Here is a 13,026-nt window from a genome sequence, read left to right as displayed (position 1 = left end):
AAAATATTTCGAATATTTTATCCCTTTTTTATGCTTCATTCAAAAGTGAAGCTGTTATGGTATTTCGCGTGTCTTCAAAGTGACGTTTCACTTCATCTTGAATGCGTTCTGTATTTTGAGACTTTAATGCCTTAATCATTTCATGATGCTGCTTAATCAGTGGGAGCACAGCTGCTTTATCATCTCGAAACCTTTTTTCAGTCGTAATTAAAAGAGCAGCTAAAATAATTTCACGGATGCTTTCCCACAATTTTAATATCCGCTTGTGGTCTGCTTCGATAATCACGAGCTCATGAAACCGCAAATCTTGATAAGCAAACTCTACATAGTCATCGTATTTAGCTGCCATCTTCATTTGATCAATGCTTTGCTCCAGCTTTTTAATAAGCGAATCATGGTTGACTTCAGATAAACGTTCTAAGACAAAGTGTTCTAAAAGCAGACGAACATCGTACAGCTCGTTTAAATCCCTAGTTGTTAAACCAATAACAACTGCTCCCATTCGCTGTAAATCAATGAGCCCTTCGTTTGAAAGGATCCGCAGCGCTTCTCTTATAGGAGATCGACTCATTCCAAACTCTGCCGAGAGCTGATTTTCTGATAGTATGGTTCCTTTCTTCAGCTCGCCGCTCATAATTTGAATTCTTAATTTGCTTACCACTTGTTCTCCCAGCGAGGCTCCGCGAAGCCATCTTTCCGGGTAGGTTACCTTTTTAATGTGTCATCACTTCCTTAACCAACTTGTATACAAGTATTCAAGATTTATTATATAGATAAGAAACCTGACTGTAAACGTTTTCTTTGAAAAATGTATATTTTTACAATTCTTTCTTACACTAAGAACTACTGATAAATAAAAGGTGGGAAGATGGATGAATCAAATTATATTATGGGGAATTCTTGTTATTCCATGGTTTTTACTGCTGCTGCTTGATAAACAGCGGGTTAAACGATTTTTTACTGTAGGGTTGTTTGCTGCATTAATGATGACAATCGCCTATCAAGTAGCGGAAAAAATGCACTGGTGGACGGTTCAAGAAAACGTATTTTTTCTTACTAGCATGGGAGCAACGATTTATTGCCTTCATATTGTGATTACGATCTTTGTCTTTTACCTTACGTATCCCGGGTTTATCTTGTACATAATGGTTAACATTATTTTGGATTTGATTCATGGTTATGTTATAGTTCCTTTTCTCGCTAAAATTGGGCTTTATAATCTGTATGAAATTAGTCATTTTGGACTTTTCCTTGTCATGACTACCGTAGCCATTATCCTTTACTTGTTTCAGCGGCTTCTTGACTTTATATTTGAGGAAATCCCTGCATAAAAAGCCACAGCAAACGCTATGGCTTTTTATCAATAGAAAAATGGAATAACTGTATCTCCGCGAATCGCTTCAATAGCCGCATGAAACTGAATTCGCAAACTTTTTGACGTTTCGATGTCAGCGGCATCCATGACGTGAAAATGAATGTGAGGTTCGGATGAATTCCCGGAATTTCCACACCTTCCGAGCAGCGTTCCTTTACGAACCACGTCTCCTTTTTTCACAGAAACCGACCCTTTCTTCAAATGTGCAAGCACACTGTATTCTTTCCCTTCATGTTCAATGATAACGTGATTTCCTAAAGGATTTTTTTTATTCGTGTGTCCAATTTCATTATCTTCTTGGCCATCAGCTGCTGCGATAACGACTCCTTCAAGCGGAGCTACAACCTTTTTTCCATAAGCATAGTAATCTTCGTTTTTCATTCCATCATTTTTATAGCTTTGCTTTCCTTTTCGCACGACTAAATCATATGCATACCTTTGGCTTTCGACTGGATGGTGATAGTTCAACACCTCATGCTTTCCACCCCAATAGACAAACCATTCACTTTGAATCGGCATCGTATATTTGTTTGTACTCCATCTCTCTCTCTCTGAAAATGATTCTATAGGAGCAAGCACAAGTGCTTGTATAATATTATGTTCATCAAACATAACGCTGATGGCTTTTCTCTGCGTAGAATTTATCCAAATAAACTGCTCAATTTGAGGGGTTAAATAAAGATTTGTTTCTAGTCTGTAGAACTGTTCTCCTTGATTAAACAATTTGCTCTGCTCCAAAAATTGCTGAAGCGAAACTTGACGTTTAAATTCTTCGCTTACACAATCATAAAGCTTCTGAAAATCCCCTTGTGCAAATAAAGTTCCAAACTTTTCTCTGATATTTACTTTTCTCTCTGTCTCCATCATTGTAATCCACCCTTTTATATGTATTTCAATTTGTTTGAATTATCTATAAGTAATACGTTTTATCTTATAAAAAGGTTTCATTTCCCAATTATTCTATCTAAAAATCTTCTTCTATGCCGTATTTACAATTTTCTCAATCCATTTTATACTTATTTTACAAATATTTGAAAGGGGGTGCAGCATGATGAAAATAACGTTAAATAAAAAAATCAAGCTGCGCCGAGTAAGTATTTTTGGCGCTTAAATTTTAAGGAGATTTCACAATGAAAGTAGCATTAGTACGTCATTACAAAGTAAACAAAGGGCTTCCAGAAAACCACCGTTTATCCACCGATGAACTAGTGGCTTGGTTTCAGGAATATGATGAATCAGATATTACGTATGGGGAGACTGATTTAAATAATATTGAATGGAAACGCTGTTTTTCAAGCGATATGCCGCGAGCACACAAAACGGCAAAGCATATTTATAAACAAGAGATCACTCTCCTTCCGGAACTTAGAGAAATACCTATGCCTATTATTCCAGTAAAATTCAAACTTCCTTTTATTCTCTGGGCATTACTGTTTCGCATGTCCGGACTCATCAACAAACAAGCTCGTAAAGATATGGCTGAGACTAAGAGAAAAGTAGCAGCAGTGCTAGATCGCGCTATTTCCGAGTCAGAAGATGATTTGCTGATTGTCAGCCACGGAGGCATTATGAAGTTTATGCGTAAAGAACTTATAAAACGCGGCTTTAAAGGGCCTCGGTTTGATATTGCTGTTAACGGAAAGCTTTATCTTTTTGAAAAGCAATAGAATGAAGCTTACTAGAAAAAGTCGCAGAGACTACTCTCTGCGACTTTTTAATAACCATTTTCTTCAATTGTTAATGCTTCACGCAAAGCGATATCTTTTCGGATATTATGAGCGATTTCACGCGTGATTTCTCCTTTTTCATAAAGTTCTTGCACCGTTTCCCGCTCGGTATGAAACGCTTTATAACATAAATCTCTCGTTGCTTTTTTACGTTTGCCTGAATTATACTCCGTACTCTCTTTTCTAAGTCTTGCCATGGATCTATGGTATTCACTAATGATAGCAAGTGAAATCATTCGATTTTCTTCGTTCATGTTTTCTTTAATGACCTTTATCGCTTCTTCAATCATTTGAATACGTACTTTGTTCACTTTACTTCTTCTGCGCAGGCTTTGTTTTCTTAAAGCCTGCTTATTCGGTGAAAAAATTCGGACTAGTAATAGCAAAACTTTTTTAAACCTCATCCAGCTCACCAATAATTTGTACCTTACACGATTGGTTACAGCCATTTCAAGCTTGTGCGTATGTTCCAAACAAATATACGCTGTCTCACGGTCTATTTTTTCCTCTTTTAATAGCTTTTCCACCAATTTCCCCTTGGCCTGAAGAGCCAGCAATCGAATTTCTTCTTCATACTGTTTGTTTTCAGAGGCTTCTAAAGGATGCGTTTTAACAATGATGTTATTAATCGTTGTATTATACGTTGAAATTAACGAAAGCGCTGCTCCACGATTTTCCTCGGTCATTTCTCTTTTTAACCGCTGAATAGCAGCTTTGTGCACTTTAATGCGTGCTTTAACCTCTTTTGTATTGCGCTCAGGCTTCTTCGGCGCCTTTTCTGTTTTCGCAATAACAGGTAAAAGAATGCTTGCCGCAACTAAGGTTAACAATATAACGCCTGCTGCTAGAAAAATAATCAGAGAGCGTTCCGGGAAATCACTGCCGTTATCAAGCGTATAAGGAATCGAAAACGCTCCGGCTAACGTAACAGCTCCTCGTACACCTGAAACCGTAATAATACCAATAGACCGAGGCTCAGGTTTTAGATGCTTGTTGTTTTTGTAATACCAGCCTACTGACCATGATACCATCACCCAAATAAATCGTAGTACAAGCAAAAAGACAGTAATAATCAAAATATAAAGAAGCACTTGTCCATTATTAAAGTTTGGATCTTGAATAATTGCTTTCGCCACTTTTGGTATTTGCAGACCAAGCAGCACAAAAACCAAGCCATTTAACAAATATAAAATCACCGTCCAAGTACTTTTTGATACCACTTTAAGCTGCTGGTTAGGTGATTCCTCTCGGTCGCGCTCAATCGCATGCACAATGCCGCCTGCTACAACTGCCAAGATTCCCGATAGATGAAAGTGTTCAGCAATGTAGAAGACAACAAATGGAGTTAGAATTTGTATTAACATATGAATCGTAATATCTTCCATTCCTAAACGTCGAACAAGTACACGCAGTCTGATAATCAGAAAAGCGATAAATGCTCCTACAAACAAACCGCCCAGCGCTACCCAAAGGAACTGAAATGTAGCATCTACGATTGAAAAAACGCCCGTTACGGTAGCAGCTACCGCTACTTGAAACGCTACAAGACCAGAGGCATCATTCATCAGTCCTTCCCCTTCAAGCAAATGCATAATTCGCTTAGGCAGCTTTACTCGGCTCGCCATAGCTCCAACTGCTACTACATCTGTTGGGGACAAAATAGCGGCTAGTGCAAATGCCGCCGGTAACGGAATGGAAGGGATAAGCCAATTGATTAGATATCCCCCTACTGCCACCGTTACAAAAACCAGTCCCAGCGCTAGTAATAAAATAGGTGTACGAAGCTTCCAAAGAGCAGCTCTTGACACGTTTTTCCCATCATTAAATAATAGCGGGGCAATAAATAAAATAAAAAATAATTCAGGTTCCAAATGGACATCTCCGCCAAATGGCAATATAGCAAGCCCTGCTCCCAAAGCTATTTGAACTAACGGAACAGGAATAAATGGCACAAAATGATTAATGATATTAGATAGACCAATCAAAGCCAATAAGACTAATATCGTCAGAAAAAATTCCATAAAAACAATCGACTCCTACTTCTATTTACATCTCTTTAAAGGTATCACGTTGTCTCTTTTCGTTCATTTTATAATGTTTAGTTTACGCTTTTTCTGCCAAAAAATGTTGCGGGTTATTAAAAAGTGTTCTTTCTTTTCGATAAGTTTATTTCTACGGAGATTAAGGGAACAGTATACATGATATTCTTTATTTACCATATAAATCAGCTCATCAAACTTTTATAAAGGAGGTGTTCCCTTATCCGTTTCAACGGGGTAAGGAGATAAATTTGGAAACAGTAAATGTCATCTTATTCATCGTATTAATCATATTAACAGCCTTTTTTGTTGCAACGGAATTTGCCGTCATTAGGGTACGGTCGACTAGAATCGATCAGTTAATTGAAGAAGGAAACCGGAACGCTTTAGCAGCAAAAAAAGTAGTATCAAATTTAGATGGTTATCTTTCAGCCACACAGCTGGGCATTACGGTTACCGCATTGGGTCTAGGCTGGATAGGTGAACCTACTGTAGGTCATTTATTAGAGCCGCTTATTGACATGCTGCCTTTTGCTACATCACTTTCGCATGTCATATCTTTTGTTCTTGCTTTTTCGATTGTCACATTTTTAAATGTGGTAGCTGGAGAACTTGCGCCCAAAACGGTGGCGATTCAAAAAGCCGAACAAGTGACGCTGTTATTTTCCCGTCCTCTTATTCTTTTTTCTAAGTTACTTTATCCGTTTATTTGGCTTTTAAACCACTCAGCAAGAGGCGTTGTCGGATTATTCGGCCTGAAGCCAGCTTCTGAAAATGAAGTAGCTCATAGTGAAGAAGAACTTAGAATTATTTTATCTGAAAGCTATCAGAGCGGTGAAATTAATCAATCGGAATTTAAGTTCATGAATAATATCTTTGAATTTGATAATCGTACGGCTAAAGAAATCATGGTGCCTCGTACAGAAATTGTTAGCGTATCAGCAGATGAAACGATAGAAGAATTCTTAAAAATGGCTAGAGTAGAGCAATATACTCGCTATCCAGTAGTTATAGATGGAAACAAAGATCAAGTGGTGGGATTAGTTAATATTAAAGAAATATTAGCGGATTACATAAAAGAAGATGATATCAAACCACGTCCCGTGCAAACGTATATGAAACCCATCATTCAAGTCATTGATTCCATCGCCATTTACGACTTATTGCTTAAAATTCAAAGGGACAGAATTCACATGGCCATCTTAATAGACGAGTATGGAGGAACAACCGGGCTTGTAACGGTAGAAGACATTTTAGAAGAAATTGTTGGTGAAATTCGTGATGAATTTGATGATGATGAAATACCGGACGTACACAAAATTAATGAAAATCACTACGTACTAGATGCGAAGGTGTTGATTGAAGAAGTAAATGATTTACTCGGAACAACTATTGAACAAGAAGACGTTGATACCATTGGCGGCTGGATGCTGACCGAAAAGTTTGATCTTGCTAAAGGTGATAGCATCAAAAACGAAGGTTTTTCATTTAAAGTCATTGATATTGAACATCACCATATTAAACGAATCGAAATAACAAAGGAAAAAAGTACGGATCCCAGCTGATTATCCGTACTTTTTTTGATGCTCTTTTTTCATTTTCAAGTACTCTTTATTCTCTCGTACCTCTTTCCATTTTTCCATAAAAATAGATGCCGATTCTGCTTTTTGTTCATCAATTTGCCGTTCGTTACGCTCGCCGTCTTTGTTGTATTTCTTTCCGCCTTTGTAGTTCGCGTAGCGCCTCGATCGCGTGTATCCCATTTGGAGAAATTTCCGGGCCATGTCCATTCCAACAAAATCGCTTTTTTCTTTGTAGGTTAAAAAAAGCTGATAGATGGCGGCGGCGGATTCCTCAGCAATGTCAGGTGTACGAAAACGCCAGTGAGGAAGAATTTCACTTTTGTATGGCTCAACAAGGAGAACTCCTTGTTCTCCTTTTCCTACTCTATACTTTTCAGGATGCTTTCTAAAATCGATATGTTCAAAGTCAAGTGAATAATCAAATGCCACGGTTCTTCCCTCCTTTTTGATCTCTACCCTTTACAAATGAATGATAAAACTTTTCTTAAAGAAGTTTTTCACATGCAGGTGAGGGTAATAATAGGTGGATAAGTATGGTTAACTTTTTTCTTCATACTAAAAGAAGTCCGAACTTATTAAATCATGATACGGGAGAGTTCGCTATGTCAATAAAGCTACAGCAAAATCGAATAAAAGCTAATTTTTGGATTACTCCTTCTATATACGGAATTGTTGCTTTTGTTTTAGCCACTATTAGTACATTTTTAGATCGATATTTGACAGCTCACAAACAGTGGTTAAAGTTAGTTCCTTCCGTGTTTCTAACGGATAAAGAGCTTGCTCATACTATTTTAAGTTCAGTATCAAATTCCTTATTAACGATGACGACAATTACGTTTTCTTCTGTGTTAGTGGTACTGACTACGTTTGTAGGTCAGTTTTCTCCTAGAACGATTCAGAACTTTAATACAGATGCCAAAACTCAGCGCGTGCTTGGCACTTTTATCGGTGGATACGTATACGTGCTTGTACTGCTCATTCAAGTTCGCAGCAACCAAGTCAGCAATACTTTTATTGTTCCTTCATTAGCCATCGTGGTAGCATTCATTTGCTTAGGGATGTTTGTGTTTTTGATTCACCACGTCATCAACTGGATTAAAGTCGGAAATTTAATTTCAAACATTGCAAAAAAAACGATGCTTACCATTGAAGAGAGACGGCTAGAACAACAAAAGCACCCCGAATCAAAGAATGAAATACAGGTTGATTTTGATAGTGAAAACACACTGCAAATTAAAAGTAATAGACAAGGATATATTCAATATATAGAACTCAACCATTTAACAGCACTAGCATCTAAATTAAATGTCATTGTTAAACTCGAAAAAGCACCCGGAGAGTATGTAGAAGCAGACACACCGTTATTAACTGTAATCACTCACAATCAATCGTTAGAACGTGAAAAATTTCTTCATTGCTTGTTTATTACAAATGACCAAGAATCGATCCAAGACGTAAAATTAGGTATTCAAAAACTAAGTGAAATTGCATTAAGAGCTATTTCACCAGCTATTAATGACCCTGAAACAGCTATTAACTGCATTGAACAGCTCACGCAAGTGTTTATCAAACTCGGACAAAGCTATTCTTCCTCTCCTTATTATTGCGATGAAGAAGGACGTATTCGAGTGCTGCTAGAAAAACCTTCTTTTACGGATTATTTGTACAAAGCGTTCTATCAAATTCGCCATTATGGAAAAGAAGATGTTTCCGTGATGTCTGCTGTCATTAAGGCATTAACTGTAATCGCTGAAACAAATCGCTCTGCCATCAAAAACGACGTGTGGGTTTTTTCTTCCTATATCGTAGAAGGACTGCAAAAGGAAGAGTGGCTTAAAATGGACAAAGAGTTTCTTAATCAGCTTCTCAAAAACCTTGCAAAAGCTTGTGAAAAAAAATGCGGGTCTATGTTGATAGAATAAAAACCAAAAAAAGCCGCTCATCAACTGAGCGGCGTTTTCTTACGATATAAAGTGCTCTATCTCTTCTCTCTTTTTCACTATTATAAGTTTATCGTTATATGACGTACAAAGGATATGCAAAATTTCAGGTTTACTTTGCTTTTTGAAAGCTGAATTCCACTGAAACATTTTAATGAAAATAGAAAACGTGGGTGCATAATTCGCTTTTTCGATTTTAGCTTTTTGCAGAACATACCTTTTGATAATAAACCATATTCTTCTTAGGTAATGGGTATCGAGAAAAATAATAAGGTCAGCTTCATTAAAGCTTTCATTCACCCACGTATAGTGTACACCTTCTATGATCCATCCTTGTGAAGCTGCAATATGATGTAAACACTTTTTTCTATCCGCTTCACTTCTTCTTTTATCTCCTTCATGTGTTCGTTCCCACATAATATTATCAAGTTCGTAGTGAGGAACTTCTAATCTATGGGATAACAAACGGGCTAGAGTCGTTTTTCCACTTCCAACGGATCCAACGATATGTATTTTTTTACATGAAGCGCTTTGAATACTTCATCTCCTCCTACTTCAAACCTGTTCTTCTATACATATTGTATCATTCAAGTTCTTTTTCTCTAATGCAAACCAAAACGTTTTATGCTAGTATTTTATGGTACTTGACTGACAAAAGGAGTGAAAACACAGTGCCTAAAACCCTTTTTGGAAAACTTACGCTGTTTTGGATTGGACTATTTTTATTAATTACAGGTCTATTTTTTTATTATAAATATACAAACCAAGGGTTTACAGCTGCAGATTTATTCTTTCGCGCCTCTCCTCCTTTAGCTACTATTGGCTTTCTTTTAAGCGCAGCCGGACTATATGAAGAACGAGGAAAAAACAAGCTAATTCCTCTTGTTGTACTCACCATTAGTTTTATCATGCTCTGCCAAGCAGGCTATCACTTTATCCATATGCATACTCCACCGCCGCGTCCCTGACTTTGTCTCATTCTCATTTATAAAAAAGCTCTCGTTTAGTATATTAAACGAAGAGCTTTATTTTCTATTCAAATAAACGCACAAGCTTTTTTGTATAGGGATGCCTGTTTTTATCAAATAGCTGTGCACGGTCAAATTGATCGATAACCTCGCCTTGCTGCATAACCATCATGCGACTGCTCATAAATTTTACTGCTGCTAAATCATGCGAAATAAAAAGATAAGACAGCTGAAAAGTCTCCTGCAAATCTTTTAATAAATTTAAAATCTTTGCTTGTACCGTAACATCAAGGCTCGCTGTTGGTTCGTCTAACAGTACCAGAGACGGACCTACGCTAATGGCACGCGCAATCGCTACACGCTGAAGCTGTCCTCCGCTGAGTTCATGGGGATAATTCAACGCATATTCTGCGTTAATTCCGACTTTTTCTAACAAATAAAAAGCGATTTCTTTTTCATTTCTGCTCACATGAGATAAAAATGAAGGAACGGTTCGCTGCTGCCGCAAAGGCTCGAGCAAAGAATCGATGATTTTTACTTTTGGATTAAAAGAAGCCGCGGGGTTTTGAAATACCACTTGCATGCCTAGACGAGCTTGCTGCAGTTTTTTCCCTTTTAACCGGTGAAGAGGTTTCTCTGCAAACCATACTTCTCCCTGCTGAGTCTCTGTTAACCTTAGCACGCTTTTTACAAGCGTACTTTTTCCGCTTCCACTTTCTCCGACAATCCCTACACATTCCCCTTTATCGATATGCAGGGAAACATTATTTAGCGCTTTAACGTCTTTATACTGTTTCACAAGCTGCGTGACGCGTAATATATTTTTTTCTTTCATATCTCACTCCTATATCAACACTTTTTTCTGCGTATCTAACAATCGATCAGGCGTTTTCCGTAAAGAAGGAATGGCGTTAAACAGTTTTTTTGTGTAAAAATGACGCGGAGTGTGAAGCAGAGATTCGATACTGTTTTCTTCCACGATTTCTCCTGCTAGCATAATGGCTCCCCGGTCCGCATATTTCCGCACATGACGCAAATCATGAGTAATAAACAGAATGGCACAGCCAGCTTCTTCTTTCAGCTTATACAGCAGCTGAAGAACTTCAGCTGCTGCCACGCTATCTAAAGCCGTAGTTGGTTCATCTGCGATAATCAAGGCAGGCTTCATCACCAGCGCTAAAGCAATCGCTGCTCGCTGAAGCTGTCCTCCGCTCAGCTGAGCAGCATAGCTTTTATACACGCGTTCATTAGGTAAATTCACCGCTTTTAAAGCCTGAAAAATGGCGGCTTTCCTGTCTTTTTTAGACAGCTCACTATGAGTACGAACCGTTTCATCAAACTGCTTTCCAATTGTTAAAAAAGGCGTAAAAGCGCTTCGATAATCTTGAAAGATATACGAAATATCTTTTCCAAGGATAGGAGCCTCTCCTTTCTGTTTAAAGGTGATAGAGCCTTCTTTAAGCGTTACACCTGAAGGCAGCAGTCCTCCTATCGAAGAAGCAGTGATGCTTTTCCCGCTTCCGCTTTCTCCAACGAGCGCCATCCACTGTCCTTGTTCGATTGTGAAAGAAACGTCTTTTATGATTTGTTTTGTTTTATTATAAATGGCTAAATGCTTTACTTCTAAAACGATGACGATCACCTCTTTTATCGATTAACTTGATATTTCCCTCGAATATATTCACCTAAAGCTGTAAACGTCAGCACAAATAAAATAATGGCCACACCTGGTATCAACATTAGCTGCGGAGCATTGTAAAAGTAAGCCCTGCCTTCATTTAGCATCGTTCCCCATTCCGGAGTAGGCGGCTGAGTCCCTAGTCCAATATAGGATAATGAAGCCATCATTAAAATAATTTTCCCTATATCCAGCGTAGCAAGAACAAGAATATGTCCCCCGACGTGAGGAAGAAAATGGCGAAGGATTAAAGGTAGTGTTCCCACTCCGTTTAATTTAGCAATCAGCACATATTCTTTTGACTTCTCTTGAAGCACAATACTCCGCACTACCCTTGCATAACTAACCCACTTTACAATAACCATTGCAGCAATTAAGTTAAATAATCCAGGCCCTAACAGTCCGCTTAAGACAATGGCTGCAATATAATCAGGAAAAGCTAAAAAAGCATCTACAATTCTCATTAAAAAGCGATCTATCTTTCCTCCAATATACCCTGAAACTAAACCAACCGGGACTCCAATCAAAAGAGAGAGCGCTAAGACAAGACAACTAGTTCCAATCGTAGTCTGAGCTCCAGCTATGATTCGTGAAAAAAGATCTCTGCCTAAGTGATCAGTCCCTAGCCAGTGATCACTGTTGGCTTTTTGAAGCCGGTCTTGCATATTGACTTGTGTGGGGTCCATTGGTATTAGCTGACTTCCAAACAGACAAAATAAAATAAGCACAATACCACACATGCTTATTACTACAAAAAGAAGCTGCGGCTTTTTCACGTTTTATCCCCTCCCTTTACATAGAGCTGGGGATTTACATATTTGTAGCTCAAATCCACAAGTGAATTGATTAAAACAACAAACAGGCCCATCCACAAAATATACCCTTGAATCACAGGATAATCACGATTCATAATCGCATCAATAACTAGTTTTCCGATTCCAGGATAAGCAAAAAGCACTTCAATAATAACCGTTCCTCCAAGTAAACTCCCTAAGCTTGTCCCTAAAATGGTAAGAATGGGTGTTAAGCTATACCGAAACGCATGGAAAATAAAAATGCGGCTTTCACTTATTCCTCTTGCTCGAGCAGATCGTACAAAATCTTGTTTCAATCCTTCTAGCAGACTAGCTCTAATCATTCGCATATACACAGCGGACATGGCAAAACCAAGTGTTAAAGAAGGCAGCACAAGATGGGCTGCTGTGCCTGTACCCATTGAAGGAAGCCATTGAAGACGTACAGAGAACAGCTGTATAAACAAAAGACCGAGCCAAAAGCTTGGAATAGACGCTCCAATTAAAGAAATACTTCTGCTGAGATAATCAATCCACTTATTTGGATATAGTGCTGACAGCGTTCCGAGTGGCACAGCTATTAAAAGCATCACAACCAAAGATGCAACCGTCAAGCGCAGCGTAGCCGGAAACTTCTCAACTAATTCGTCGATGACAGGCTCTTTTGTCATATATGAAGATCCTAAATCAAACTGAAAAAAACGCTTCAGCCACTTTACATATTGAATATATACGGGTTCGTTAAACCCTAGCTCTGTTCGCAAACTATTTATTTGTTCCTCAGACACTGCCACGTCATCTACGCGAAGCATTTGCTTAACTGGGTCTCCTGGAGCCAGCTTCATTAAAACAAAGCTGAGAAACGATAGGATAACTAAAAAAATGAGTAATTCTATTATTCTTTTACCAATTAATTTCATAT

Annotated in this window: 13 protein-coding genes; 5 read left to right on the top strand and 8 right to left on the bottom strand. The window is 38.1% G+C overall.

The features are described from left to right. Positions 1–28: 28 nt before the first annotated feature. Positions 29–661, bottom strand: a complete 633-nt coding sequence (locus ACXAE4_RS13420) for a GntR family transcriptional regulator (RefSeq protein WP_228307259.1) — start codon at positions 659–661, stop codon at positions 29–31. Between the two features lie 211 nt (positions 662–872). On the opposite strand from ACXAE4_RS13420, the gene ACXAE4_RS13415 reads away from it, so the two are divergent. Then, a complete protein-coding gene (locus ACXAE4_RS13415) occupies positions 873–1,331 on the top strand; it encodes a hypothetical protein (RefSeq protein ID WP_028412928.1) in 459 nt (152 codons plus the stop codon). A 29-nt stretch (positions 1,332–1,360) separates the two neighbouring features. Here ACXAE4_RS13415 and ACXAE4_RS13410 read toward each other — a convergent pair whose 3' ends face one another. Next, entirely contained in the window at positions 1,361–2,242 is an 882-nt protein-coding gene (locus ACXAE4_RS13410; protein ID WP_289577929.1) for a M23 family metallopeptidase, read from the bottom strand. A gap of 263 nt (positions 2,243–2,505) precedes the next feature. Between ACXAE4_RS13410 and ACXAE4_RS13405 the strand changes: the two genes are divergently transcribed. Next, positions 2,506–3,042 carry a histidine phosphatase family protein gene (locus ACXAE4_RS13405; RefSeq protein ID WP_153254067.1) on the top strand — a complete coding sequence of 179 codons (537 nt, stop codon included), beginning with the start codon at positions 2,506–2,508 and terminating at the stop codon, positions 3,040–3,042. A 47-nt stretch (positions 3,043–3,089) separates the two neighbouring features. Here the strand turns inward: ACXAE4_RS13405 and ACXAE4_RS13400 are convergent, their stop codons facing one another. Further along, complete coding sequence (locus ACXAE4_RS13400; protein ID WP_028412925.1) at positions 3,090–5,123, bottom strand: Na+/H+ antiporter; 2,034 nt, start codon at positions 5,121–5,123, stop codon at positions 3,090–3,092. A gap of 269 nt (positions 5,124–5,392) precedes the next feature. On the opposite strand from ACXAE4_RS13400, the gene ACXAE4_RS13395 reads away from it, so the two are divergent. After that, a complete protein-coding gene (locus ACXAE4_RS13395; RefSeq protein ID WP_028412924.1) occupies positions 5,393–6,706 on the top strand; it encodes a hemolysin family protein in 1,314 nt (437 codons plus the stop codon). Here the strand turns inward: ACXAE4_RS13395 and ACXAE4_RS13390 are convergent, their stop codons facing one another. Then, positions 6,707–7,153 (bottom strand): DUF4385 domain-containing protein, encoded by a 447-nt coding sequence (locus ACXAE4_RS13390; RefSeq protein ID WP_028412923.1) that lies wholly within the window; start codon positions 7,151–7,153, stop codon positions 6,707–6,709. Positions 7,154–7,326: 173 nt separating this feature from the next. Between ACXAE4_RS13390 and ACXAE4_RS13385 the strand changes: the two genes are divergently transcribed. Further along, positions 7,327–8,646 carry a DUF2254 domain-containing protein gene (locus ACXAE4_RS13385; RefSeq protein WP_228307261.1) on the top strand — a complete coding sequence of 440 codons (1,320 nt, stop codon included), beginning with the start codon at positions 7,327–7,329 and terminating at the stop codon, positions 8,644–8,646. Between the two features lie 689 nt (positions 8,647–9,335). Continuing rightward, the gene (locus ACXAE4_RS13380; protein WP_028412920.1) at positions 9,336–9,632 is read left to right on the top strand and encodes a hypothetical protein; all 297 of its coding nucleotides are present in this window, start codon (positions 9,336–9,338) and stop codon (positions 9,630–9,632) included. Between the two features lie 64 nt (positions 9,633–9,696). Here ACXAE4_RS13380 and ACXAE4_RS13375 read toward each other — a convergent pair whose 3' ends face one another. Genes ACXAE4_RS13375 through nikB form a run of 4 tightly spaced genes read right to left on the bottom strand, consistent with a single transcriptional unit; the run spans position 9,697 to position 13,024 of the window. Further along, the gene (locus ACXAE4_RS13375; RefSeq protein WP_033579363.1) at positions 9,697–10,467 is read right to left on the bottom strand and encodes an ABC transporter ATP-binding protein; all 771 of its coding nucleotides are present in this window, start codon (positions 10,465–10,467) and stop codon (positions 9,697–9,699) included. Positions 10,468–10,476: 9 nt separating this feature from the next. After that, positions 10,477–11,274, bottom strand: coding sequence for an ABC transporter ATP-binding protein (locus ACXAE4_RS13370; protein ID WP_047750653.1), 798 nt, complete (start codon positions 11,272–11,274; stop codon positions 10,477–10,479). A gap of 5 nt (positions 11,275–11,279) precedes the next feature. Continuing rightward, complete coding sequence (gene nikC / locus ACXAE4_RS13365; protein ID WP_033579365.1) at positions 11,280–12,086, bottom strand: nickel transporter permease; 807 nt, start codon at positions 12,084–12,086, stop codon at positions 11,280–11,282. Further along, positions 12,083–13,024 carry a nickel ABC transporter permease gene (gene nikB / locus ACXAE4_RS13360; RefSeq protein ID WP_033579366.1) on the bottom strand — a complete coding sequence of 314 codons (942 nt, stop codon included), beginning with the start codon at positions 13,022–13,024 and terminating at the stop codon, positions 12,083–12,085. Before nikB ends, nikC begins: the two co-directional genes overlap by 4 nt. Positions 13,025–13,026 lie beyond the last annotated feature (2 nt).

The sequence above is a fragment of the Priestia sp. ABM2_011 genome, assembly GCF_056158845.1.
The sequence above is the reverse complement of the archived record's forward strand: the minus strand, read 5'-3'. Positions and strand labels throughout refer to the sequence as shown.

Excerpts from the sequence above, each read along its gene's own strand:
- ACXAE4_RS13385 (WP_228307261.1), top strand. The coding sequence starts at position 7,327 with ATGTCAATAAAGCTACAGCAAAATCGAATAAAAGCTAATTTTTGGATT.
- ACXAE4_RS13405 (WP_153254067.1), top strand. The coding sequence starts at position 2,506 with ATGAAAGTAGCATTAGTACGTCATTACAAAGTAAACAAAGGGCTTCCA.
- nikB (WP_033579366.1), bottom strand. The coding sequence starts at position 13,024 with ATGAAATTAATTGGTAAAAGAATAATAGAATTACTCATTTTTTTAGTT.
- ACXAE4_RS13400 (WP_028412925.1), bottom strand. The coding sequence starts at position 5,123 with ATGGAATTTTTTCTGACGATATTAGTCTTATTGGCTTTGATTGGTCTA.
- ACXAE4_RS13410 (WP_289577929.1), bottom strand. The coding sequence starts at position 2,242 with ATGATGGAGACAGAGAGAAAAGTAAATATCAGAGAAAAGTTTGGAACT.
- ACXAE4_RS13415 (WP_028412928.1), top strand. The coding sequence starts at position 873 with ATGAATCAAATTATATTATGGGGAATTCTTGTTATTCCATGGTTTTTA.
- ACXAE4_RS13375 (WP_033579363.1), bottom strand. The coding sequence starts at position 10,467 with ATGAAAGAAAAAAATATATTACGCGTCACGCAGCTTGTGAAACAGTAT.